23 protein-coding genes, 1 tRNA gene and 1 riboswitch are annotated in these 21,641 nt (G+C 69.3%); of the genes, 16 read left to right on the top strand and 8 right to left on the bottom strand.

Annotated elements, in window-relative coordinates:
• Positions 1-449 precede the first annotated feature (449 nt).
• A complete protein-coding gene (locus tag ACYVLQ_RS23195) occupies positions 450-767 on the bottom strand; it encodes a helix-turn-helix domain-containing protein (RefSeq protein WP_460699585.1) in 318 nt (105 codons plus the stop codon).
• Positions 768-832: 65 nt separating this feature from the next.
• Positions 833-1,066 (bottom strand): hypothetical protein, encoded by a 234-nt coding sequence (locus tag ACYVLQ_RS23190; RefSeq protein ID WP_460699584.1) that lies wholly within the window; start codon positions 1,064-1,066, stop codon positions 833-835.
• 450 nt (positions 1,067-1,516) lie between these two features.
• Between ACYVLQ_RS23190 and ACYVLQ_RS23185 the strand changes: the two genes are divergently transcribed.
• The 6 genes from ACYVLQ_RS23185 (at position 1,517) to ACYVLQ_RS23160 (ending at position 5,287) form a co-directional block, all read left to right on the top strand.
• Entirely contained in the window at positions 1,517-1,807 is a 291-nt protein-coding gene (locus tag ACYVLQ_RS23185) for a helix-turn-helix domain-containing protein (protein WP_460699623.1), read from the top strand.
• A gap of 747 nt (positions 1,808-2,554) precedes the next feature.
• A tRNA-Thr gene (locus ACYVLQ_RS23180) sits at positions 2,555-2,630 on the top strand.
• 382 nt (positions 2,631-3,012) lie between these two features.
• On the top strand, positions 3,013-3,855 hold the full coding sequence (locus ACYVLQ_RS23175; protein ID WP_460699583.1) for a hypothetical protein: 843 nt from the start codon (positions 3,013-3,015) through the stop codon (positions 3,853-3,855).
• Complete coding sequence (locus ACYVLQ_RS23170; RefSeq protein ID WP_460699582.1) at positions 3,852-4,496, top strand: hypothetical protein; 645 nt, start codon at positions 3,852-3,854, stop codon at positions 4,494-4,496. The genes ACYVLQ_RS23175 and ACYVLQ_RS23170 overlap by 4 nt, the downstream gene beginning before the upstream one ends.
• 258 nt (positions 4,497-4,754) lie before the next feature.
• Positions 4,755-5,120, top strand: a complete 366-nt coding sequence (locus ACYVLQ_RS23165) for a cytidine/deoxycytidylate deaminase family protein (protein ID WP_460699624.1) — start codon at positions 4,755-4,757, stop codon at positions 5,118-5,120.
• A complete protein-coding gene (locus ACYVLQ_RS23160) occupies positions 5,042-5,287 on the top strand; it encodes a tRNA-specific adenosine deaminase (protein ID WP_460699581.1) in 246 nt (81 codons plus the stop codon). Before ACYVLQ_RS23165 ends, ACYVLQ_RS23160 begins: the two co-directional genes overlap by 79 nt.
• Here ACYVLQ_RS23160 and ACYVLQ_RS23155 read toward each other — a convergent pair.
• Positions 5,280-6,344, bottom strand: a complete 1,065-nt coding sequence (locus ACYVLQ_RS23155) for an NAD(P)H-dependent amine dehydrogenase family protein (protein ID WP_460699580.1) — start codon at positions 6,342-6,344, stop codon at positions 5,280-5,282. The genes ACYVLQ_RS23160 and ACYVLQ_RS23155 overlap by 8 nt on opposite strands.
• Positions 6,345-6,354: 10 nt before the next feature.
• Positions 6,355-7,143 carry an SDR family oxidoreductase gene (locus ACYVLQ_RS23150; RefSeq protein WP_460699579.1) on the bottom strand — a complete coding sequence of 263 codons (789 nt, stop codon included), beginning with the start codon at positions 7,141-7,143 and terminating at the stop codon, positions 6,355-6,357.
• A gap of 172 nt (positions 7,144-7,315) precedes the next feature.
• Between ACYVLQ_RS23150 and ACYVLQ_RS23145 the strand changes: the two genes are divergently transcribed.
• The 4 genes from ACYVLQ_RS23145 to ACYVLQ_RS23130 are packed head-to-tail and all read left to right on the top strand — an operon-like array spanning position 7,316 to position 9,135.
• Positions 7,316-7,996, top strand: a complete 681-nt coding sequence (locus ACYVLQ_RS23145) for a TetR/AcrR family transcriptional regulator (RefSeq protein ID WP_460699578.1) — start codon at positions 7,316-7,318, stop codon at positions 7,994-7,996.
• A 38-nt stretch (positions 7,997-8,034) separates the two neighbouring features.
• Positions 8,035-8,409, top strand: coding sequence for a glyoxalase superfamily protein (locus ACYVLQ_RS23140; protein WP_460699577.1), 375 nt, complete (start codon positions 8,035-8,037; stop codon positions 8,407-8,409).
• 40 nt (positions 8,410-8,449) lie between these two features.
• Positions 8,450-8,893, top strand: coding sequence for a DUF2752 domain-containing protein (locus ACYVLQ_RS23135; protein WP_460699576.1), 444 nt, complete (start codon positions 8,450-8,452; stop codon positions 8,891-8,893).
• Positions 8,894-8,946: 53 nt separating this feature from the next.
• Entirely contained in the window at positions 8,947-9,135 is a 189-nt protein-coding gene (locus ACYVLQ_RS23130; protein WP_068022215.1) for a hypothetical protein, read from the top strand.
• A 130-nt stretch (positions 9,136-9,265) separates the two neighbouring features.
• Here ACYVLQ_RS23130 and ACYVLQ_RS23125 read toward each other — a convergent pair whose 3' ends face one another.
• On the bottom strand, positions 9,266-10,585 hold the full coding sequence (locus ACYVLQ_RS23125; RefSeq protein WP_460699575.1) for an aminotransferase class V-fold PLP-dependent enzyme: 1,320 nt from the start codon (positions 10,583-10,585) through the stop codon (positions 9,266-9,268).
• 45 nt (positions 10,586-10,630) lie between these two features.
• Positions 10,631-10,744: riboswitch (SAM riboswitch) on the bottom strand.
• Between the two features lie 108 nt (positions 10,745-10,852).
• Here ACYVLQ_RS23125 and ACYVLQ_RS23120 point away from each other — a divergent pair.
• A complete protein-coding gene (locus tag ACYVLQ_RS23120; RefSeq protein ID WP_460699574.1) occupies positions 10,853-11,488 on the top strand; it encodes a LysE family translocator in 636 nt (211 codons plus the stop codon).
• Between the two features lie 67 nt (positions 11,489-11,555).
• Here ACYVLQ_RS23120 and ACYVLQ_RS23115 read toward each other — a convergent pair whose 3' ends face one another.
• Both ACYVLQ_RS23115 and ACYVLQ_RS23110 read right to left on the bottom strand, forming a co-directional pair.
• Complete coding sequence (locus ACYVLQ_RS23115) at positions 11,556-12,020, bottom strand: flavin reductase family protein (protein WP_460699622.1); 465 nt, start codon at positions 12,018-12,020, stop codon at positions 11,556-11,558.
• 407 nt (positions 12,021-12,427) lie between these two features.
• The gene (locus ACYVLQ_RS23110) at positions 12,428-12,748 is read right to left on the bottom strand and encodes a 2-oxo-4-hydroxy-4-carboxy-5-ureidoimidazoline decarboxylase (RefSeq protein ID WP_460699573.1); all 321 of its coding nucleotides are present in this window, start codon (positions 12,746-12,748) and stop codon (positions 12,428-12,430) included.
• Positions 12,749-12,901: 153 nt separating this feature from the next.
• Between ACYVLQ_RS23110 and ACYVLQ_RS23105 the strand changes: the two genes are divergently transcribed.
• Positions 12,902-13,723 (top strand): crotonase/enoyl-CoA hydratase family protein, encoded by an 822-nt coding sequence (locus ACYVLQ_RS23105; RefSeq protein ID WP_460699572.1) that lies wholly within the window; start codon positions 12,902-12,904, stop codon positions 13,721-13,723.
• A 106-nt stretch (positions 13,724-13,829) separates the two neighbouring features.
• Positions 13,830-16,790, top strand: coding sequence for an AfsR/SARP family transcriptional regulator (locus tag ACYVLQ_RS23100; RefSeq protein WP_460699571.1), 2,961 nt, complete (start codon positions 13,830-13,832; stop codon positions 16,788-16,790).
• A gap of 456 nt (positions 16,791-17,246) precedes the next feature.
• On the opposite strand, the gene ppa is transcribed toward ACYVLQ_RS23100, so the two are convergent.
• Positions 17,247-17,738: an inorganic diphosphatase gene (gene ppa, locus ACYVLQ_RS23095; protein ID WP_068022233.1), complete on the bottom strand. Its 492-nt coding sequence runs from the start codon at positions 17,736-17,738 to the stop codon at positions 17,247-17,249.
• Between the two features lie 235 nt (positions 17,739-17,973).
• On the opposite strand from ppa, the gene dacB reads away from it, so the two are divergent.
• From dacB to tilS, 3 genes are read left to right on the top strand one after another with little or no spacing between them, the layout of a single operon-like run.
• Positions 17,974-19,383 (top strand): D-alanyl-D-alanine carboxypeptidase/D-alanyl-D-alanine endopeptidase, encoded by a 1,410-nt coding sequence (gene dacB / locus ACYVLQ_RS23090; protein WP_460699621.1) that lies wholly within the window; start codon positions 17,974-17,976, stop codon positions 19,381-19,383.
• A 13-nt stretch (positions 19,384-19,396) separates the two neighbouring features.
• The gene (locus ACYVLQ_RS23085; protein ID WP_460699570.1) at positions 19,397-20,548 is read left to right on the top strand and encodes a zinc-dependent metalloprotease; all 1,152 of its coding nucleotides are present in this window, start codon (positions 19,397-19,399) and stop codon (positions 20,546-20,548) included.
• An 11-nt stretch (positions 20,549-20,559) separates the two neighbouring features.
• Complete coding sequence (tilS, locus tag ACYVLQ_RS23080; RefSeq protein WP_460699569.1) at positions 20,560-21,621, top strand: tRNA lysidine(34) synthetase TilS; 1,062 nt, start codon at positions 20,560-20,562, stop codon at positions 21,619-21,621.
• Positions 21,622-21,641 lie beyond the last annotated feature (20 nt).

Genomic DNA, 21,641 nt, shown 5'->3' with positions numbered 1-21,641 from the left:
CATGCAGCACAACCGGATCCGACGCATCCGAACCGGATCACAACCACGTAAGACACGGTCTAAGCCTGCGCCGGTCTCTGTTGGAGATGTCCGATTCGGCTTGTCAGCCGATCGGTGATCAGCGAGTCCAGCGGTGTGATGGCTTCGAGGTGATACCCGAGTCGCATGCACTCCTGGACGCGATCGAACGCATCGGCGTACCTACGCCAGCGTCGGTGGCCGAAAGTGGCATCCTGCGCCTTCTCTCGGTGATTGTTGGTTGCCAATCTGTTCCCTCCGGCGGTGGCGTTCAGCTGGCGATCGTATCGCTAAGGGCGAGAGTGAATCTCGCCTGTTTGTTGTTTGCCCTCGTCATCAGGAACTTCTCTGAAGGTGCTGTCGGCGATCAGAAAACCCCGGCTGTTTCGGGTCGACCAGCCTGCCACGACGCCCGCAGCGGGGTACTCGACCTACGGTTGCGACAGGTTGCGCATGCGGGCGGTGGGGCCACGGGCTTGCAGCCGCCTGGGTTGGTCCCGCGGTGCGCCGGCCTTCCGGCTGGTTCGAGTCGACGTCGGCGGCGTTGGATCGCCGTGCCGGACTGTGTAGATCTGGATGACTTGGTCGACCTGTTCGCGAGTGAATCGGAGGCGGCGTCCGAATCGCGTGTGTGGAATGCGTTTGTGCCGAACTTCGTTCTCCAGCCAGTGTGGCGAAGGCAGACCCAGCGCCTGCGCGACGGCCTCAGGAGAGTACAGAACGGGCAGGCCATCGATGTCGTCGGGCATTGTCTTCTCCATTGGCGAGATTTGGCCGTCAGATCGTGCATCAGGAGGGTTGCTCACGGACGCCATTACGCGGTCGTCCACTCACGTAGTTGATTCGCGATTTGCTTGGCAGTGATGTTGATCGTGTGGCGGTGCCTGGCCGTGCGGTCGGTGAGGATGACGCGGATCGTGCCGTCGCTGGCGATCGTCGGGTTCCCGGTCAGTCGGCGTTCGATTGCACCACGTTTCTCCCGGGCAGTGCGGATGATCAGCGCGGCCGTAGCGAGTGCGTCGCGGTGGCATTGGTGATTGGGAGCCACGCTTACCCGGGTTAGGCGAGGAGTGAGGGTGAATCTTGTGTACCCGGTCGACAACTCGAACGCCGGGGCTGCAGCAACCGTGGGCATTTCTCCCCTTTCTGGTCGTTAGATCTCTTGTGCTGTGGGCGCCGGCCCACGGGGCACGGATGTGATGACTTCTGGTTAGACGTTGCTGACCGTTCGGGTCTGAGCATGCAGGGGCAGCATGGGACGTTGGCCGCGGCCCGAAGCGTTCGTCTGGTCTGAAGGCCTTGCGACTCCCGCGGTTCACGACGTGCGACACAGCGTGACACTTCCGATGCTGCGGTTTCTGTATTTCGTCCCGTGTGTCAAGTACATAGGATCTACGTGCAAGTTGTATCGCATGCGATATCGGGATTGAGTGTCGGTGCACGGTCGCTTCACGCGGTGCCGCAGGGTGAAGCTGTGCGCGCGTGCAATGATGCGGCCATGCCGGTACCGGAAGCCTCGCTGTCTCCGCAGCAGAGGAGGGTGCGCAAAATGAGGCGAGATGCAGTCGGCGCCGCAATTCGGCGTGCACGCGAGGCGGCCGGCATGACGCAGGATGACTTGGCCGAAGCCTCAGGGGTATCGAGACCGGTCATTGCTCGCATCGAGCTGGGGAACAGCGGCGTTCAGGTCGATCGACTATGGGACTTGGCCGAGGCGCTGGCCATGACTCCTTCTGCATTGCTGGCCGATGCCGAACACCACATGCCCATTGACAAATCGCGCCGTTGATCGACAGGACATGCTCGTGAACCGTCCGGAATGTGCACGATTCCGGCTGGTCGGAGTCGCCTTCATTTCGGGCGTCGACCACCGCGGGTCCAGCGTGGAGAAGCGCTGCTAGATCAGGATGCGGATCCGAGCTGCCGACGAACTGTTGGGCGTCGGCCTCTACCTCAACGACTCCCACTGTGTCCGTGGGGGATTCGTACATCTCGGGTGGTTGCTGTTGCTGTAGGTGGTTGTGGAGGCCGCGACCGGGATGTGATCGAACGCCCTACCGCTGGGGTACCCGCTCCGGCCCTCCGGAGCGACCTTGTAGTTGCCACGGCGAACAGTCCGCTAACTCCTTGGTTTACCGAATTTTGCCGAAGCTGTCCCTCAATGCTGTCTCAAGATGGGCTGACCTGGGGTTTTCATAGGCGCCGAGAGCTTGATGCTCTGAGGAGGCCGATCTGGCGTCGTTGTGGACCGTGGAGCGGGGCTCTGGTCGGCGCGCCGACCAGAGGGCGATTCTGCTGGTGAGCACCTTTTTCGCCCTCTAGCCGCCTCGACAGGTGCGCCACCTTAGCTCAGTTGGTAGAGCGCTTTATCCGTCGTGAAAGCTCGTGGTTCGACTCGTCCCAAGGCTCGATTCCGGGGCGTGTGTCCGATCAAGCGTTGGTCGGGCGCGGTTGCCCGGCCTACCGGCCCGCTGCGTTGACCTGCAGTTTTCGCGATCCGCCCCCAATTCGATAGACTCGCGGGGCCGAAAGGCACGCCGCCTTAGCTCAGTCGGTAGAGCGCTTCACTCGTAATGAAAAGGTCAGGAGTTCGATTCTCCTAGGCGGCTCCAGGTCAGAGGCTGTTTCGGCTCTCCGTCACAGCGCATGGCGCGGCCAGTGTGCCAGCCGGGCGGAGAGCTTCCCCTCAAATCACCCGAAGAGAGCGGCGCCTGCTGCCTTCGAATCCTCGGGCTGCGTGTCGCTGTAGATGGACAACGAGACTGCCGGGTCGTGGCCGTGTCGGGCCGCAACAATGTGCACCGGGATGCCGAGTGCGAGCATGAGGGACACCGATGTGTTCCGCAGACCCTTCAACGGGATACGCCGCAGTCCGGGGTGTTGAAACAGGTAGCGGGGTACTCGTGTTGGGTGGGGTGGGGCGGCGCATTCTTTCCGTAGCGCGGATCGCTCATCGACGGTTCGCGTTTCGGAGAGGTAGTCATGAGACGCGGGGTGCGAGGCGTTTTGGTCGCGGTGGTGGCCTGGGTGGTTGGTGCGGTGGCTGTGCCGATCGCGGTGGCTGCGCCCACGACGACCGCGCCCACGACGACCGCGCCGATTCCGCCGAGTGCGCAGGTGGGGTCGTGCTCGACGACTCCCAGTGCGGTGGGGGAGTCTTGTGAGCGGCCCGAGCCCACTCTCGTCGTCAATCCGTCCACCGCCGGACCCGGTACGCAGGTCTCGGTGACCGGCGACTACTGGCCCTGCGTCCGGGTTCGGGTTTCGCCCAGCTGGCCCGGGGGTGCGGTGCAGAGCCTGAATGTCGACCAGGGGTCGTTCGATGCTTCCGTTCCCGTCGGCGACCAGGTCGAATCGGGCTCGTACTCGATTCAAGCCTCCTGTGGGGAGAACTCGGCGGCCCGGCCGGTCAAGATCGTGTCGACGGCGAAACCGACCACTACGACCACCAAGCCGAAGCCCACGACCACCCGGCCGACCGCCGAGATCATCACGGAAACAGGCACGCCGGAGACAACCGATGCGCAACCGTCCATCGTGGCGCGGTCGGACGATGGGCCACGGGGGAACAACCTCATCGGCAGTGCGCTCGCTGTTGTCGCGCTTCTGCTGGCCGTCGGGGTGGCGACGCTCGTCGCGCGGCGGCGCAGGCGGGTGCCCGACGGCACCCGCGCGGAACACCGTGATCCAGGCCCGCCGCGGGTGCGCGTGCGGGTCGTCGCCGAGACGAGCCCGTCGATCCGAGTTCGTGAACTCACCCGGCCCACCGGACCGGCCGTTCGAGTGCGGGTCCGCGTCGGTGAGCCGCGGATTCGAGTGAGGGAGATCCCGCGATGACGAGTCCATCTGTGATCACGGCCCGTGCGGTGCTTTTCGGGCATGCCGCGCGCGAGGTCGTGGAGAGCGAATTGACCGAGCGCCTTCGCGATAACGACATCGAGAGGCTGGCATTCCGGCGGGTGCCCGCGGTCTCCGAGATGATGCGATCGGTGGCGCTGCGTGAAATCGCCAGGGCGGTGGACGGTTTGCTCGCGGTCGACATCGGCGGTATCGCGGTCGCCGGGTGGCGGCGCTATGAGCAGCTCCGCGATGCGGCCGTGCGGACCAGTTCGGGCGGCGTCGAGCAGGTCGAGTTGTACGAACACGAGATCACCCACACCTACACTCCCCGACTGGATATCACCGTCGACGACAATCGGGTGGGCGAATTCGAACTGGAGCTGAACGGCACCGTGCTGCTCCGGCCGCTCACGGCGACCGTCCGGGACGGCAGGCTGGTCGCGCTCGGGCCGGGCGACTGCACCGTGACGATCTCGATCAGCGTGCCCGAACTCGGGCCGATCCTGGAACGCGAACGCGAGTTCCCCGTGGGAATCATGGTCGACCTGCGGCGGCCGATCCCGCTGGTCGGGCACCCGCCGCCCACGTCACCGGCGCGCGGAACACCCATGCCTCGGGCAGCGAGAACGGATCACTGATCGAAGGCCGCCGAGACCGCCGGTCGGCGCATCGCATGTACGCTCGGCCCGGTTCGCCACCGGGCGCTCGGTTCGGCACGAGGCGGTATCGGTTCCGGCGGCCGATCGGCACCCGGCGCGCGGATTGCTCAGCGCGGCAATAGGATTCACGGCCGCTGGGCTCGCCCACAATGTCGGCCCGCGTGGACGGCGGCCAAGGCGGGCGCGGCAACCGGCGCGTCCCGCAACCACTACTCCACGCGACGAGGAGACTTTCGCATGAGCACGCATCCCGTGACGACCGACGGCCTGACCGACCGGGACGTCGAGCACCTGCGTGCGACCGTCGGTATCGCGGTTCGTTCCCGGGACGGCGGCAATCATCCGTTCGGTGCGCTGCTCGCGGGCCCGGACGGCGGGGTGCTGCTCGAAGCCGAGAACAGCGTGGTCACCGGGCGCGATGCCACCGGTCATGCCGAAACCAACCTCGTCCGGGCGGCCTCGGCCGCGTACGACGCGGAGTTCCTGTCGCCTGCACCCTGTACACCAGTACCGAACCGTGTGCGATGTGCTCGGGTGCCATCTACTGGAGTGGCGTCGGGCGCGTGGTCTACGCCCTGGGCGAGGATCAACTGCTGGAACTGACGGGCGCCGACCCGGAGAACCCGACCATGGCGTTGCCGTGCCGCCGGGTCTTCGCCGCCGGACAGCGTCCCGTCTCGGTCGTCGGGCCGGTGGACCTGCCCGAGGCCCGCGCCGTCCACGACGGTTTCTGGAACCGCGGGATGAGGCGCGGGCGCCGCGTCAGCTGACCAGGCCACGGCCTGTGGTGAGGGGCAGGTCGACGGCCGTCAGAAGGCCGGGGCGGGCTGCCACGACCGCCGGGACGGTGCTGACCAGGCGGGCCGCTGTGCCGACAAGGCCCGCCTTGGCGTGGTCGCCGCCGCTGTAGAGCTGGAGGTCCAGTTGATAGTCCGGCTCGCCCTCGATTTCGACTCGGTAGCAACCCTTTCCGGTCGGTTGCGGCCACTGCGGGGCGAGCGAGGGGTGCAGGCGGGTGATGTGCTCCAGCACGAAAACCTCACGGCCGGAGCGTATTCCACTGACCTTGAAGCGGAGCGCAGCGGCGGTACCGGCGGCGATGGTCTGGCCCGCCACCTCGAGCGGCTGCGGGGCCGGAAAGCGCTCGAAATGCTGTGTCACCTCGTCCAATTCGACGTCCAAGGCGGCGGCGAGCTGCCGCACCACGCTGCCCCACGCGAGCGTCAGCACGCCCGGCTGCAGCAGCAGCGGCAGGTCGTCGAGGTCGCGGCCGAAGCCCATGATCTCGAACAGCACCTTCGGGTTGTCATAGGTGGAGTAGTCCATCAGCTCCGAGCAGGTGACCTTGTCGATGCGCTCGCAGCCGCTGGTCAGCAGCAGCGGCAGCCAGTCGTTGGCCCAGCCGGGGTCGATGCCGTTGACCCACAGCGAGGCGCCGCCCGCCTCGGCTGCCGCTACCACTGGGTCGACCATTTCCGAAGGCACTGTGCCGTAAGGGAATTGAAGAAAAACCGGGCTGCTGGACACCACATTGATGCCTGCCCGCAGGAACGTCTTCAGATCCTCGACCGCCTCCAGCAGCCGATCGTCGGCCATGGCGGTGTGCACGATGCAGTCCGGGCGCAGCGCCAGCAGCGCCTGCGCGTCAGTGGTGGCAAGCACGCCCGTCGGCTCGTCCAGTCCGGCGAGTTCGGCGGCATCCCTGCCCGCCTTGTCCGGGCCGGAGACCCAGACGCCGACCAGTTCCAATTCGGGGCGGGCGATGATGGACCGCAGCGCCCAGCGTCCGACATTGCCTGTGCTCCACTGCACTACGCGATAGGTCATCGTGATCTCCTCACAGATCCGGAAGTCCCAGTTCGAGATTCGGGCTTTCGATGCCGCCGTCGACCTCGAGTATCTTGCCCGTGATGTAGCCGCCGGCGCGCGAGCTGAGATAGACGATGGCGGCGGCGATCTCCCATGGTTCGCCGAGCCGGTGCAGCGGCGTATCCGCCTCCATGCGCTCCTTGATTTCCGGTTGCTGCGCAACGACTTCCAGCGCCGAGGTCAGGACCGAGCCCACCGCGATGGCATTGACCCGGATGCGCGGGGCGAGATCCGTTGCGGCCAAACGGGTCCAGTGGGCGAGCGCCGCCTTCGCGGTGCCGTAGGCGAGGAAGCCGCGGCCCGCGGACCGGCCCATCATGGACGAGATGTTCACGACCGAGCCGCCGTCCCCGGCGAGCATGTGTGGCACCGCGGCCTGTGTCAGCGCGTGCGCGGTGGATACGTTGAATCGGAAGGCCTCTTCGAGGAATTCGGGCGTCGTGGTCATGAATGTGTTCGGCATGGTGCCGCCCACGTTGTTGACGACGATGTCGATGCGGCCGAGTTCGGAGGCCGCCGTCTCGGCGAACGCGGTGACGGCCGAGAGGTCGGACAGGTCGCACGGGACGGTGACCACCCGGCGGCCGAGGGCGCGAATCTTGCCTGCCACCTCCTCCAACTGGGCGGCGGTGCGGGCGGCGATGGCGACGTCGGCGCCCGCCTCGGCCAGGGCGAGCGCGGTGGCGGCGCCGATGCCGCGGCCCGCGCCGGTGACGACGGCGACCCGGCCGTCCAGGCGGAAATTGTCCAGGATCATCGGATCTCCTTCTCCGGACCTGAAATTCGGCGCGTGCGTGGAAGATGGTGGCGGTCCGGTGGCCTACCGGCGGCTCCTCCTTCGTGAGGGCCGTCACACGGAGTGTTAAGAACTAGTGCTTAACTGTCAAGAGCAGTTTCTTAACATGCTGGTGAGGCGCTACAGTCCCACTGTGGAGACGGCAAGCGCGCGAGAGCGGCTCATCCTGGCGGCGGAGCGCCTGATCGCCGAGCGTGGCCAGGCCGTGCCGCTGCGGGATATCGCGGCGGCGGCCGGGCAGCGCAATAACTCGGCGATCCAGTACCACTTCGGTTCCCGGGACGGACTCATCACGGCCGTGGTGGAGCACCGCTTGGCGACACTCGAGGTGCGGCGGCTGGAATTGCTTGCGGAACAAGCGGGTTCGGATGCCGAGGAGTCCGTCCACGGACTGCTGGAGGCGTTGGTGTTCCCGATGCTCGAGCTGAGCGCGCGGCACGGCATCGATCATTACGCCCGCTTCCTGGAGCAGATCCGCACGCACGCGGCGGTGACGGATGCGGCGAATCTCGGTAGCGAGCAACGCACTTCGGTGCGAGTGATCATGCGCGGACTCGAGCGCGGACTGCCCGAGCTGCCGGTGCGGCTGCGGCACCGCCGCATGCGATCGCTGCCGACGATGCTGTTCGCCCTGCTCGCCGACCATGAACGGGCGGTGGAGGCCGGTCGCGTGGCGGCGGACGAGCCGACGGCGTGGGGCGAGATCGTCGATATGCTCGCGGGCGCCCTGACCGCGCCGGTCGGCAACGCACAGTCACGGGGCGGTGAGCGCGGCGAGCCGGTGGTCAACAGACCGCCCGCCACAGGATCGTGACCGAGTTTCCTGTCGTACCCACCTGGCAGCATCGGGTCATGACCGACTCGACGCGGCTCGCCGCACCCGTTCCGGTGTTGCGGATCTTCGATGTGCCCAAGGCGCTCGAATTCTATTGCGAATACCTCGGTTTCACCCTGGACTGGGAGCACCGCTTCGAACCCGGGCTGCCGCTGTACGCACAGCTGTCCCGGTCGTCGGCGGTGATCCACGTGAGCGAGCACCACGGCGACGGCACCCCCGGGACGGTGGTGTGGATCGCTGTGGACGATATCCACCGCTGGCATGCCGAACTGGCGGCGAAGGAGTACGGCTACGCCCGGCCGGGTCCGCCGGAAGAGGGCCCCGGCGGACCCGGGTTCTCGGTCACCGACCCGTTCGGCAACGAGCTGCGGTTCGCGCAACCGAACTGACCTGGCGGATCGGAGTCCGCGGCGGCTACCGTGGACGACTGTGGATATCGCGCAGGCGCAGCCGTCCGGAACCCGCGCCGGCTGGCGGTCGCTCGGGCAGCCCGCCTTGGTGGCGGGCGGGGCCGCGGCGGTCGTCGCCCTGCTGCATTTCCGGGACCCGCACGTGCCGGGGTCCTACAGCATCTGCCCGTTCTACGAACTGACCGGGTGGTGGTGCCCGGGCTGCGGGGGTCTGCGGGGCATGCACAACCTCACAGACGGCCGCCTCCTCGACGCCGTGCACAGCAATGTGCTGCTGTTGCCGCTGCTGGTCGGCTTCGCGGTGTGGTGGGGGAGCTGGGCGCTGCGCCGCTGGCGAGGACAGGACGGACGGCTCTTCCCCTTCGCGATCGGTCGCACCCGGTTGTGGATGATTCTGGCGGCACTCACGGCGTTCACGGTGCTCCGCAACACCCCGTGGGGGACGTGGCTGGCGCCCGTCTGACCGTCGCGGCGTGGTCGCTGGGGCAACCGCCGCAAACTGGGCATGCTGACGGTATGGGTGATTCGCTGAAGGCAAGAGTGCGCGAGAAGATGCTGCGGCAGCTGAACGAGGACGGCTCCCCGGACCCGGAGCAGGACGACCCCCGCCAGATCTCGGTCGAGAACGATCTGGAGGCGCTGGAGGCGGTCGCCGACGACGATCCACTGGTCGAACAGCTCGCCGAGCGCTACCTCGTGCCCTGAACCCGCCCGCGCACCCCGCCGATTCCCGCACCCCGCCCGTGTTCCCGCACTGGTTTCAGCTGCTGCACCGCGTGCGTGAACCAACAAGGGGTGCGCCGTTTTTCGGGACGGGCGGGGTGCGCGGGTGGGTTCAGAAGGTGCAGGGGCCGGCGCCCGGGGTGGCTCCCGGAGCGAGGCGTGGGCGGGTCTCCGGGGTCGGATTCCACTGACCGTCCGTGCAGGAGTAGGACCAGCCAGGGCCGTGTTCGACGAGCGTGGCCACCGCCTCGATCAGGCGGTCGACATCGGCGGCGGTGGTGCCGAGGCCGATGCTGGCGCGGAGCGCGCCGTCGACGCCGAGCCGCGACAGCAGCGGGTGGGCGCAGAACCGGCCGTCGCGCACGCCGATGCCGTGCTCGGCCGACAGGTACGCGGCCACGCGGCCCGGCTCGAAGCCCGCGAGGGTGAACGCGACGATACCGACGCCATCGGAGCTGTCCGACCAGATGCGCAGGAAATTCACTCCCGCAACGGTTTTCAGGCCATCGCGGAGCCGCTCGGCCAGGCCGCGCTCGTGCTCGGCGACGGCCCGCTCGTCCAGCGCGCTCAGCGCGTCGCAGGCGGCGGCCAGGGCGGCCACACCGAGCACGTTGGGCGAGCCCGCCTCGTGCCGCTGCGGGGCCGATGCCCACTGCGCGCCGCCTGTGGTGACCTCCTTGACCGCGCCGCCGCCCGCCAGGTACGGCTCGGCGGCGTCCAGCCAGTCGCGGCGCCCGACCAGTACGCCGGTGCCGAACGGGGCGTACAGCTTGTGCCCGGAGAAGGCGAGGTAGTCGATGCCGGTGGCCTGCAGGTCGATGCGGCGGTGCGGTGCGAGCTGCGCGGCGTCGACCAGGATGCGGGCGCCGCACTGATGCGCGATGGTCGCCAGTCGCCGCAGCGGCAGCACCTCGCCGGTCACGTTCGAGGCGCCCGTGATCGCAAGCAGCGCAGCGGGTTTGGTGCACAGCTCGGCGACCAAGCGGCGGATCGTCTCGTCGATGGTGTCGGCGGCGCGCACCACGCGGCGGCCGTGCCGGGTCCACGGCAGGAAGTTGGCGTGATGCTCGATGTCGAGCACCACGGTGTCCCCGGGGACGCAGGAGGCCAGCAGGTTCAGCGAGTCCGTGGTGTTGCGGGTGAAGACGACCACCTGATCGTCGGCACGATTGACCAGGCGCGACACCGACTCTCGCCCCGCCTCGTAGCAGTCGGTGGAGATCCGGGAGGCGTAGCCGGCGCCGCGGTGCACGCTGGCGTAGTACGGCAGCAACTCGGTCACGCGGTCGGTGACCTGCGCCAGCGCGGGGGCGCTGGCGGCGTAGTCGAAATTGGCATACGTGCGAGTTCCGCCCTGTACCAACGGAACTCGCAGATCGCATCCGGAGACGCGGGCTACGGGGGCGCAGGTGTGGTCGAGAATCGCGGTCATCACATCGTCCTTCGGCTCCGGGACTCCGCAGCGAGAGGTGACGGGAGTCCGCGCTTGCCGTGCCCGGTCGGGCAGCGGCCCGGTCGTCACCCGGAGCACCCCACCGCGGAGGAGGGTTGCCGACCAGCTAGCCGGGGCTTGACGCTGGCACTCATGACCTGCCGCCGAGATTGGCAGAAGCGGGCCGATCTTGTCAACCCGCCGCGTTCCCGACCGCCGCGTGAAAATGGCTTGTCCTCGGCGCTGACCTGCGCTGTCATGGTGTGGGTGAGTGTCTCCCTGCTGCTGGGTTTCATCGGGCTCTGTGTCCTGCTTGCCCTCACACCCGGCCCCGACACCTTTCTCGTGCTGCGCTTCTCGATCGCGGGCAGGCGGCCCGGAATCGCCGCCGCCATCGGGTCCTCGCTGGGCGGCATCGTATGGGCGGTGGTGGTGGCCGCCGGGGTGGCCGCACTGCTCGAACAGTCCGCGACCGCCTACCGTGCGATGAAGGTGATCGGCGGAATTTACCTGGTGTACTTGGGAATTCGGACACTGATCGAACATCGGCGGAAGCGTTCGGCCGGTAACGGGGGCGTCGAGCCGGGTTCGGCTCCGCCGCGCGCGGCCGCGGTGCGCTCGGCCTTCGTCGCGGGTCTCGTGTCGTGCCTGTTCAATCCGAAGGTGGGACTGTTCTACCTGGCGGTGCTGCCGCAGTTCCTGACGGAGGTCACCTTCGCCAACGCACTCACCCTGGGCGCGATCGAATCCACCATCGCCGCAATCGAAATGGTGTTGCTGGCGGCGGCGGCCGCCCGCGCGGTAGCGCTACTGCGGAGGCCTCGGGTGCGCGATCGGCTGGAGCAGATCAGCGCGGGCGTACTCGCGGCGCTCGGCATCGGGACGGCGGTGTCGGCGACCTGAGCGAGTCTCGGCGCGTCAGCGGCGGAAATCCGAGCACGATTTCGTTGTGGCGCATGGCGATCGGGCGTCAGTCGAGGCCCTTCGGCCGGTGATAGACGCCGTTGTAGTACAGCAGCGGAGCGGCGATGGGTTCGTCGCCGGTGTTGTCGTGGACCCGGGTGACCAGCCCCACGACCAACGTGTGATCGCCTATCGGAATGAGCCGGTGCACGGTGGCGCGCACCCAGATCGGGGTGCCGTGCAGGATCGGCTCGCCGGTGTCGAGCCGCGTCCACAGCGACTTGTCGGCGAAGCGTTCCTCGGCGGCCCGGGAGAAACGCTGCGCCAGATGCCGCTGGTGCTCGCCGAGGAAGTGCACCACCAGCGAGTCGGCGGCCAGCATGGCCTCGATACTCGACGAGGTGTGCGCGATGTTGAACGAGATCAGCGGCGGGTCGGCCGACAGCGACGCGAACGAGGTCGCGGTGAAACCGACCGGGCCCTTGTCCGCGCCCAGTGTGACGATGGTGACACCGGCCGGGTAGTGCCGCATGGCGGCGCGGTACTGGGTCGCGGTGATCCCGCTCAGGTCGTCGGGCACCTCGTCCGGGCCCGCCGGAGGCGCGGCGCGCTGTGCCGATGGTCGCTTCCCGAACTCGCTCACACCCCCAACCTACGTCTCCCGGGCCGGGAGTATTCCGGGCACGGTGGTCGGCGAGGTAGGTAAGCCCGGCCGGTCCCTGGCGGGGGCGACGTGGTTGGCGAGGTGCGTGTGCCGGGCCGGTCCCTGGCGGGGGCGACGTGGACTTTGAGGTACGTGTGCCGGGCCGGCCCCTGGTGGGGGGACGTGGTCGGCGAGGTGCGTGTGCCGGGCCGGTGCCCGGCGGGGGCGATGTGGTCGGCGAGGCCCGAGCCGGTCTCCTGAGTCCGGGTGCCGGAGCGATGCGGTCGGGCGCGAACTCAGAAGGTGGGATAGCCGCTGTCCAGGCCGAGCATGCGATCGATACGCTCGCGGGTGAGCCGCGCCAGTTCCGGCGTCGATCGATCCGGAACCTGCTGGTGCGCACCGGAATCGCAGATGCGGTCCAGATCGTCGCGGGACAGCGCCAGCAGTTCGGCGTCCGCGGCCGCGAACAACGCGGCCCGGTCGGGATAGGGGCGCTGATCGGCGATCTTCTCCGCCCACGTGACGCTGCAGCAGCATTCGTACAGGGCGTGCACCGCGCGCCTGCGCGAGAGCATATTGAAATGATCCAGGCCGATGCCCTTGTGCATCAACATGGTGGCCTCCGAGAGCCGGGGGCGGCGATCCTGATGCATTCATCATGACCCGCGACCCATACGTAAATCACTGCACCACAGCAGATTTAGCACAGGTGTTACATGCCGCCGGGCTCGTGGTCACGCCGCGGGCAGGGCCGCTACGCTGGGCGAATGACCGATTGGAAGGCTTTCACAGTCGAGAGCAAGGACCATATCGCGCAGGTAACGCTGATCGGCCCGGGCAAGGGCAACGCCATGGGGCCGGACTTCTGGCGGGAGCTGCCGCTGGTCTTCGGCGAACTCGATGCCGATCCCGAGGTGCGCGCGATCGTGCTCACCGGCGCGGGCAAGCATTTCTCCTACGGCCTCGACCTGCAGGCGATGAGTCCGCTGTTCGGTCCGCTGCTGGCAGACAAGGCCCTGGCGGCGCCGCGCACCGCCTTCCTGAACGATATTCGCCGCCTGCAGGCGGCGGTGACCGCCGTCGCGGAGTGCCGCAAACCGGTCGTCGCGGCGATCTCCGGCTGGTGCGTCGGCGGCGGACTGGATCTGATCGCCGCCGCGGATATTCGGCTGGCCAGCGCCGAGGCCACCTTCAGCCTGCGGGAGGCCAAGGTGGCGATCGTCGCCGACGTGGGCTCGCTGCATCGGCTGCCCGGCGTCATCGGCGAGGGCCACCTGCGCGAACTCGCCTACACCGGCAAGGACATCGACGCCGCGCGGGCGGAGAAGATCGGCCTGGTCAACGACGTGCATCCGGATCAGGACGCGGTGCTCGCCGCCGCGCACGAGCTGGCCCGCGAGATCGCCGCGAATCCGCCGCTGGTGGTGCAGGGCATCAAGGACGTGCTCGAACAGCCGAAGGCGGGCCGGGTCGCCGACGGGCTGCGCTACGTCTCGGCGTGGAATGCCGCGTTCCTGCCGTCGGAGGACCTCACCGAGGCCATCCAGGCGGTGTTCGAGAAGCGATCGCCGGAGTTCAAGGGCCGGTAGCGGTGTGACGCGTCATCTTTTGTGATGTGCGCCCACTTCCCGTATTCCTGGTCGGACCGATCGTCTACCGTCACTGCACAACGATCGCGTGTTTCGGACAGGACCGATGCTGAAGTTTGCCGTGCTGGGTGAGGTGCGTGCTTGGCGCGGCGAGAACCAGTTGGATCTCGGGCCCAAGCAGCGCCGCGCCGTGCTCGCGGCACTGCTGCTGCGGCGCGGGCGCTCGGCGACGGTCGGTGATCTGGTCGCCGACGTGTGGGGCGAGCGGGCCACCGCGAGCGCGGTCGGGGCGCTGCGCAATCACATCCTGCATCTGCGCAAGACGCTCGAACCGGATCGGGCCGTAGGCGGGGCGCCCACGGTCCTCGTCGGGTTCGCCGGTGGCTACGCGCTGCGGCTGCCCCCGGCCGCGGTCGACGTCGAACTGGCCGAGCAGTACGCGACCGAGGCCGAGCGCGCTGGCGCCGCCGACCTGGCGCGGGAACGGTTGCAGAGCGCGCTGGCGCTGTGGGCCGGAACGCCGCTGGCCGGACTGCCCGGCCCGCATGCCGAGCGGCTACGGGCCCAGCTCGGCGAACGTCGCCTGAGTCTGCTGGAGCAGCGGCTCGAGGTGGATCTGCGGCTGGGTCGCCACGCCGAGGCGATCACGGAGTTGCGGTCGCTGGCCGCCGAACATCCGCTGCGGGAGAAGGCCCGCGAACTGCTGATGACCGCGCTCTATCACGCGGGCCGCCAGGCCGAGGCGCTCGAGGTGTTCGCCGATACCCGCCACACCCTGGTCGAACTGCTGGGGCTCGAGCCCGGTCCCCGCCTGACCGATCTGCATCAGCGGATCCTGCGGGCCGAGGTGGTCCCGCCGCGCCCCGCCGCGGTGACGGCCGAACGGGTGCGGGCCGCGCAACTGCCCGCCGACATCGCCGACTTCACCGGCCGCGCCGACTGCGTGCGCCGCCTGGTCGACCGGCTCACCAGCGACGGTGGCGGGGTGCCGGTCTGCGCCATCGCGGGCATGGGCGGGGTCGGCAAGAGCACCCTCGCCGTGCACGTCGCGCACCTGGTCCGCGGGCATTTTCCGGACGGGCAGCTGCATGTCGACCTGCACGGGTTCGAACGCCGCACCTCCGCCGCCGACACCCTGGGCGATTTCCTGCGCGCGCTGGGGGTTCCGGAGGGCGAGATCGCCTCGACCGCGCAGCAGCGGGCGGCCCAGTTCCGCAGTCGGCTCGACGGCAAGCGGGTGTTGGTGGTGCTCGACAATGCCCGCGATGCCGAGCAGGTGGTCCCGCTGATACCGGGCACCTCCGGATCGGCGGTACTGATCACCAGCCGGTCCGGCCTGCCCGAACTGACCGCCGCGGCCGGTGTCCGGCTCGACGAGATGTCCGCGGAGGAGGCGCTGGATCTACTGGGCCGCATCGTCGGGGCCGATCGGGTCGATGCGGAGCCCGAGGCCGCCGCCGCGGTCGTGCGCGCCTGCGGCCGGTTGCCACTGGCGGTGCGGATCATCGGGGCGCGGCTGGCCGGTCGGCCGCGCTGGACCATCGCCGCGGTCGCCGAGCGGCTGGCGGACTCCCACCAGCGGCTGGGGCTGCTGCGCACCGGCGATCTCGGTGTCGGCCCGGTCTTCCGGCTCGGCTACGACCAGCTGGAACCGGCGCAGGCCAAGGCTTTTCGCATGCTCGCGGCGCCGGACGTGGAGGATCTGCCGCTCGCCGGCGCCGCCGCGGTGCTGGGGCTCGACCGTGACGAGGCCGAGTTCCTGTGCGAGTCACTGGTGGATCTGAGCCTGCTCGACTCCACCGCCGTCGGCCGCTACACCTATCACGACCTGCTGCGGTTGTTCGCGCGCGAATTGGAGCCGGTCGACGAGTTCGACGCGCTGCCGCGGCTGCTCGACTTCTACCTTGCCACCATGAAAAACGTTGTGTCGGTGTGCAATCCCGGTACCCGGCTGCCGGAGTACCTGAAAATGACACGGGCGCAAGGCATGTCGTTCGCCGGCGGCGCCGACGCGCAATCCTGGCTCAATGCCGAGCGGCGCAATCTGGTCGCGCTGCTGCGGCAGGCGGCCCGGCTGGACGGCCTGGTCCTGGCGCTCGGCGCGGATCTGGCCTGGGCCATGGCGGAACTGATCGACGGCGGGCCGAACGCCCAGGAACTGGCCCGGGCCCTGGAAGACCTGCTGGAGGCGGCGCTGCGGGCCGGTGACCGCGGGCTGGAGTGTCGGGTGCGGGTGGCGCTCGGCTCTGTGCTCACCTACGCGCTGGCACGCATGCGGACCGGGCGCGATCATCAGCGCATCGCGCTGTCGCTGGGCAGCGATTCGGCGGGTAACGCCCGGCTGACGGCGTTCGCGGCGCAGTTGCTGGCCAGCTCCACCCGGATGGGTGTGGAGGCGGCCGCGTCGCTCGCGCACGCCGACCGGGCCATCCGGCTGGCGCGGCGGGTCGGCGACCCGGCGACCGAATGCGCCTGCCTCATCCACGCCGCCAAGACGCTGTCGGACGCCGGACGCATCGAGGAAGCCGTCGAACGCGCCGAGCGCGGGCGGGATCTGGCGCAGCAGATCGGCAATTCGGCGCTGGAGGGGATGGCGCTGCACGAACTCGGCGCCGCGCTCGCCTTCCGGGGCGAGCACGACCGGGCGATCGAATTGTGTACGCGCGCGGTGGAATCGGCGCGCCGCAGCGGGATGCGACTGCGCGTGGGCTTCGCCCTGGCCCGGCTGGCGCATGTCTACATGCTGGCCGGGCGGCTCGAACAGGCGGAGCCGATCGCGGCCGAGGCCGTGGAGAACGTCACCCGCGCGGCGGGACCGCTGCACCGCGGCCGGGCCATGTTGATGCACGGGCTGGTGCTGCGGGGTCTCGGCCGCATCGACGACGCCCGGCGGGTGCTGCGCCGCACGGCCGAGATCGTGATACAGCTGGAGGAAACCGCCCTGGTGCACGAGCGGGTCGACGCGGAACTGGAGGCGCCGGTGGCGGAGATCCTGCGCGAACATCTGGACGCGGTGCTCGCCGAGCGTTCCGGCTCCGCAAGCTCCGCCGGAATGCTGTTCAGTTGAGACTCTGTGTCTCTCGCTCGGTGTGCTGTTCAGTTGAGACTCTGTGTCTCTCGCTCGGTGTGCTGTTCAGTTGAGACTCTGTGTCTCTCGCTCGGTGTGCTGTTCAGTTGAAGCTCTGTGTCTCTCGCCCGGAGTGCTGTTCAGTTGACTCGCCCGTCCCAAGACGCGTCATTTTTTCATCATTTCCGCCTCACTCATCGCGGTGAGCTGGCGAAATGGGGTGGCTTGCGGGATGCGCGACGAGGTGTCGCCCGGTTAGCGTTCCAGGCACGGAATTCGGCCGCGCGGCTTCGGGTCTCGCGGCGGGAGGAGCGGATTCCGTTGCGTCCGCATGCCGTGCGGTGCGGCATCGTCGTTCGGGGGGTCGGCGGTGGCGTCCGCGGCGTGCGGACGCGATCGCAACGCCCGGTGGGAGATTCGCCTCGCAAACCGAATCTCCCACCGGGCGTTCGCCGTTCAGTGCCCGCCCTGCTCCTTCAGCCGCGCGAAGGCCTCGTCGACCAGGGTCTCGGCCTTGGCCCGGCCGTCCCAGCCCTCGACCTTGACCCACTTGCCCGGCTCCAGGTCCTTGTAGTGCTCGAAGAAGTGCTCGATGGCCTTGCGCTCGAACTCCGGGACATCGGCGACATCCTGGATGTGGTCCCAGCGCTTGTCGCCCGCGGGGACCGCGATGATCTTCTCGTCGCCGCCGGCCTCGTCGCTCATCAGCAGCACGCCCACCGGGCGGGCCTCCACGATGACGCCCGGGAACACCGATTCCGGGAGCAGCACCAGGACGTCCAGCGGGTCGCCGTCGGAGCCCAGGCTGTTCTCGATGTAGCCGTAGTCGGCCGGGTAGACCATCGGGGTGTAGAGGTAGCGGTCCAGCCGCACCCGCCCGGTCTCGTGGTCGACCTCGTACTTGTTGCGCTGACCCTTGGGGATCTCGATGGTGGCGTCGAACTCCACGTCATCTCCTTCGTCTGGTGCCTCTGTGCTTGGTGGCGACTCGCCAGCTTGTTCGGGGGAACGCCAGCCAGGTGAGGATAGTGTGGTCGACGGGCACATGGGTGCGGCAGGGACCGGGGCCCCGTGAAATACGCGCGATGCGGCCCTGTCACAGGTGATTTAGGGAGACTGCGGTCACGTGGTAGGTCGAGGTAGCAGGAACATCGGCGGGCTGGCCGCCCGGCGGCGGCGCAATATGTGGATCGGGGTGCTCACCGGTCTGGTCGTCGTGGTGGTGGCCGTCGCCGCGGTGCTGATCGTCGTGCGGCCGTGGACCGCGGAGTTCCGGCACGGCGGCCTGCGGATCGCTGCCCCGCCCGCGCCCGTGAAACCGTTCCCGCAACTGTCCCCGGCCTCGTCGAACGCGCCCGAACCCAGCCCGCAGGGGCTGGCGGCCGCACTCGGCCCGGCGGCCGCGAACCCCGATCTCGGCGCGTTCACCGCGTCGGTGAGCGATCCGGACAGCCGCGCCGTGCTGTGGGGCGTCGACCCCGGCAAGCCCGTCATCCCGGCGTCCACCGCGAAGGTGCTGACCGCCGCCGCGGCCCTGCTGGTGTTGCCGCCCGACGAGCGCGTGACGACGAAGGTGGTCGCCGGGACGAACCCGAACGAGTTGGTGCTGGTCGCGGGTGGCGATCCGACGCTGACCGCGCAGGCCGACGGCAAGGGGTACTACGAGAACGGTCCGCGGCTGTCCGATCTGGTGACACAGGTGCGCGCGTCCGGCCGCACCGCCGACACCATCGTGGTGGACACCTCGGTCTACACCGGTCCGGCCTGGCCCTCGGGGTGGGATCCGGCCGATATCGAGGGCGGTTCCTGGGCGCCGATCGAGCCGGTGATGATCGATGGCGGCCGGAAGGATCCGCTGGTCGAATATTCGCCGCGCACACCGACTCCCGCGCTGGACGCCGGTCGTCGCCTCGCCGTGGAGCTGGGCCTCGATCCGGCCAAGGTGCGGCTGGGCCGGGCCGCGCCGGGAGCGCCGGAGGTCGCGCAGGTGCAGTCGGCGCCCATGCGGGATCGCCTGCGCGAGATGATGATCCACTCCGACGACGTGCTGGCCGAGACGATCGGCCGGGAAATCGCGACCGCCACGGGGAACGAGCAGTCCTTCGCGGGCGCCGCCGCGGCCATGATGACGGCGCTGAACGCCGCCGGATTCGACACCACCGGGACGACCATGCTCGACAACAGCGGGCTGTCTACCGACGACCGGACGCCCGCGCGCCTGCTCGACCGGATTCTGGTGGAGGCGGCCGCCCCGCAGCCCGGACAGCAGCCGGGCGCGTCGTCGGCGGTCAACACCGCAGGATCGGCCGCGACCGGTTCGCCGCTGGCCCCGCTGCTGGACTATCTCCCGGTCGCGGCGGGTACCGGCTCACTGGCCTACCGGTTCGTCACCCGGCGCGACCACGGCGGCGCGGGATGGGTCCGGGCGAAAACCGGAACTCTGTCGGTATCGAGCGCGTTGGCAGGGTATGTGCTGGACAGCGATGGCCGGGTGCTGACCTTCGCGCTGATGTCGAACGATCGGCCTCCGGAGGCGAGCCGACCGGCATTGGACGCCATCGCCGCCGCACTGCGCAACTGTGGATGCTCCTGACGGGTGGATGACTATGACCGGCACCGGTGATGCGGCCCGAGACGACCGGGCGGGCGTCCCCAAACGTTCCGAACAGCTGGTGGTCGACGTCGCGACCGGTCAGCTGACCCATAAGCCCCGCCGTCCCGCGCTGGCCGGAGCGATCGACTGGCGGCTGGCCGCCCGCACCGGATCCGCGCTGGTCCCGGCGGGACCCCGAACCACGCGCTACTCCGCCGAGCAGGTCGTCGAGGAACTGGCCGCCGACTCCGCGCGCGCCGAAGCCCCCGTGCGGGAGATCAGCCTGCTGACCGACGACCGGCCCGTGCCCGCCGCGCGCGTGGTCGACCGGCCCGGCTGGATCCGCGCGGCCGCCGATTCGATGGCGGAACTCACCGGAGGCCCCGCGGGCGAGCGCAGCCGCTTCGCCGGTAAACCGGCGGGTGTGCAGGCGGGCGCGATGCTGGCCTTCCTGTCCACGGCGATCCTCGGCCAGTACGACCCGTTCAGCGGCCCCGACGGCACCCTGCTGCTGGTGGCGCCCAATATCGTCGCCGTGGAGCGGGCGCTGGGGGTTTCGCCCGCCGACTTCCGGCTCTGGGTCTGCCTGCACGAGGTGACGCACCGGGTGCAGTTCTCCTCGGCGCCGTGGCTGGCCGACTACATGAAGCGCAACGTGGAGGTGCTCGGCGAGGTCGGCGACGAACCGCTCGACGAGATGCTGTCCCGGCTGCTGGAGGAGGTGCGCGAGCGCCGCCGCGGCACACCGGACACCGGCGACGATCCCGCCAACCGCGGCGTCCTGGGCCTGCTGCGGGCGACCCAGCCGCCGCCGCAGCGCGAGGCGCTGGACCGCCTGCTCATGCTCGGCACCCTGCTCGAGGGCCATGCCGACCATGTGATGGATGCGGCCGGTCCCGCGGTGATCCCCTCGGTCGTGCAGATCCGGCAGGCCTTCGACCAGCGCCGTCGCCGCCCCGCGAATCCGCTGCAGCGGCTGCTGCGGGCGCTGCTCGGGGTGGATGCCAAGGTGGCCCAGTACGTGCGCGGCAAGGCGTTCGTCGACGAGGTCGTGGGCACGGTCGGTATGCGGCGGTTCAACACGGTGTGGACCGACGCCGAAACCCTGCCCCGCACCGACGAGATCGCCGATCCCCAGCGCTGGATCACCCGGGTGCTGGGCTGACCATGGATCCGATGCCGGGCGAGTCCCGATCGATCCGCTCACCCGGCGACCCGACGACATCGACCGCGCTGGGCCGACCGTCGCGGCGCGAGACGACACCGGGGCCGGAGCCGCTCCCGGAAACCCCGGCGGCACTGGAACTGCGGCACGCGGTGCGGGACTGGCTGGCCCGGTATTCGACGACCGGCGTGGTAGCCGTGGCATTGTCCGGCGGCGCCGACTCGGTGGCCCTGACCGCCGCCGCGGTCGCCGAGGCCCAGGTGGTCGATGCCCTGATCGTCGATCACGGCCTGCAGGCGGATTCGGATCGGACCGCCGCCGCGGCCGCCGCCGTCGCCGAATCGCTGGGCTGCCGCTCCGCCCGGGTACTCGCGGTCGAGGTGACCGGCGACGGCGGACCGGAGGCGGCGGCGCGGCGGGCCCGCTACGCCGCGCTCGACGGCGCCCGCGCGGGCCTGCCCGTGCTGCTCGGCCACACCCTCGACGATCAGGCCGAAACCGTACTGCTGGGACTGGCCCGCGGCTCCGGCGCGCGCTCGATTCAGGGCATGGCCGAATTCGCCGATCCGTGGGGGCGGCCGCTGCTCGGGGTGCGCCGGGGGACGACACGGCGGCTGTGCGCGGAACTGGGGGTGCGCCCACACGACGACCCGCACAACTACGCGCCCGAATTCACCCGGGTGCGATTACGCACGGAGGTGCTGCCGCTGCTGGAGGAGGTTCTCGGCGGCGGGGTGGCGGCCGCGCTGGGCCGCACGGCCGAGCAGCTGCGCGACGACAGCGCGGTGCTCGATTCGCTTGCCGAGCAGTTGCTGACCGACGCGAGTGATGGTCCGTCTCTGTCCGTCGAGACGCTCGCCACTGCGCCCGCGGCGCTGCGCCGCCGCGCCCTTCGGCGGTGGCTGCTCGCCGGGGGCGCAAAAGCGTTGACCGACAAGAATTTACGGGCCGTCGATGCGCTGGTGACGGAGTGGCGCGGGCAGGGCGGAGTCGCCGTCGGCGGCGGAAAGCCGGGGACCCGGTTGGTTGCCACGCGCGAACATGGGAAGCTGACCCTGGCGTTTGCACGATAATGATCCGGTGCCACCGACGC

The sequence above is a fragment of the Nocardia thraciensis genome, from assembly GCF_054782435.1.
Note: the sequence above shows the minus strand (reverse complement) of the source record. Positions and strands in the feature narration are given on the sequence as shown.

Bases quoted from the DNA above. Each gene is read 5' to 3' on its own strand.
- ACYVLQ_RS23140 (WP_460699577.1), top strand. From the start codon at position 8,035: ATGACCGACTCGACGCGGCTCGCCGCACCCGTTCCGGTGTTGCGGATC.
- dacB (WP_460699621.1), top strand. From the start codon at position 17,974: ATGTGGATCGGGGTGCTCACCGGTCTGGTCGTCGTGGTGGTGGCCGTC.
- ACYVLQ_RS23150 (WP_460699579.1), bottom strand. From the start codon at position 7,143: ATGATCCTGGACAATTTCCGCCTGGACGGCCGGGTCGCCGTCGTCACC.
- ACYVLQ_RS23155 (WP_460699580.1), bottom strand. From the start codon at position 6,344: ATGACCTATCGCGTAGTGCAGTGGAGCACAGGCAATGTCGGACGCTGG.
- ACYVLQ_RS23195 (WP_460699585.1), bottom strand. From the start codon at position 767: ATGCCCGACGACATCGATGGCCTGCCCGTTCTGTACTCTCCTGAGGCC.
- ACYVLQ_RS23110 (WP_460699573.1), bottom strand. From the start codon at position 12,748: ATGTTGATGCACAAGGGCATCGGCCTGGATCATTTCAATATGCTCTCG.
- ACYVLQ_RS23130 (WP_068022215.1), top strand. From the start codon at position 8,947: ATGGGTGATTCGCTGAAGGCAAGAGTGCGCGAGAAGATGCTGCGGCAG.
- ACYVLQ_RS23160 (WP_460699581.1), top strand. From the start codon at position 5,042: ATGTGCTCGGGTGCCATCTACTGGAGTGGCGTCGGGCGCGTGGTCTAC.
- ACYVLQ_RS23185 (WP_460699623.1), top strand. From the start codon at position 1,517: ATGCCGGTACCGGAAGCCTCGCTGTCTCCGCAGCAGAGGAGGGTGCGC.
- ACYVLQ_RS23100 (WP_460699571.1), top strand. From the start codon at position 13,830: ATGCTGAAGTTTGCCGTGCTGGGTGAGGTGCGTGCTTGGCGCGGCGAG.
- ACYVLQ_RS23085 (WP_460699570.1), top strand. From the start codon at position 19,397: ATGACCGGCACCGGTGATGCGGCCCGAGACGACCGGGCGGGCGTCCCC.
- ACYVLQ_RS23115 (WP_460699622.1), bottom strand. From the start codon at position 12,020: ATGCGGCACTACCCGGCCGGTGTCACCATCGTCACACTGGGCGCGGAC.
- ACYVLQ_RS23125 (WP_460699575.1), bottom strand. From the start codon at position 10,585: ATGACCGCGATTCTCGACCACACCTGCGCCCCCGTAGCCCGCGTCTCC.
- ACYVLQ_RS23165 (WP_460699624.1), top strand. From the start codon at position 4,755: ATGAGCACGCATCCCGTGACGACCGACGGCCTGACCGACCGGGACGTC.
- ACYVLQ_RS23170 (WP_460699582.1), top strand. From the start codon at position 3,852: ATGACGAGTCCATCTGTGATCACGGCCCGTGCGGTGCTTTTCGGGCAT.
- ACYVLQ_RS23105 (WP_460699572.1), top strand. From the start codon at position 12,902: ATGACCGATTGGAAGGCTTTCACAGTCGAGAGCAAGGACCATATCGCG.
- tilS (WP_460699569.1), top strand. From the start codon at position 20,560: ATGCCGGGCGAGTCCCGATCGATCCGCTCACCCGGCGACCCGACGACA.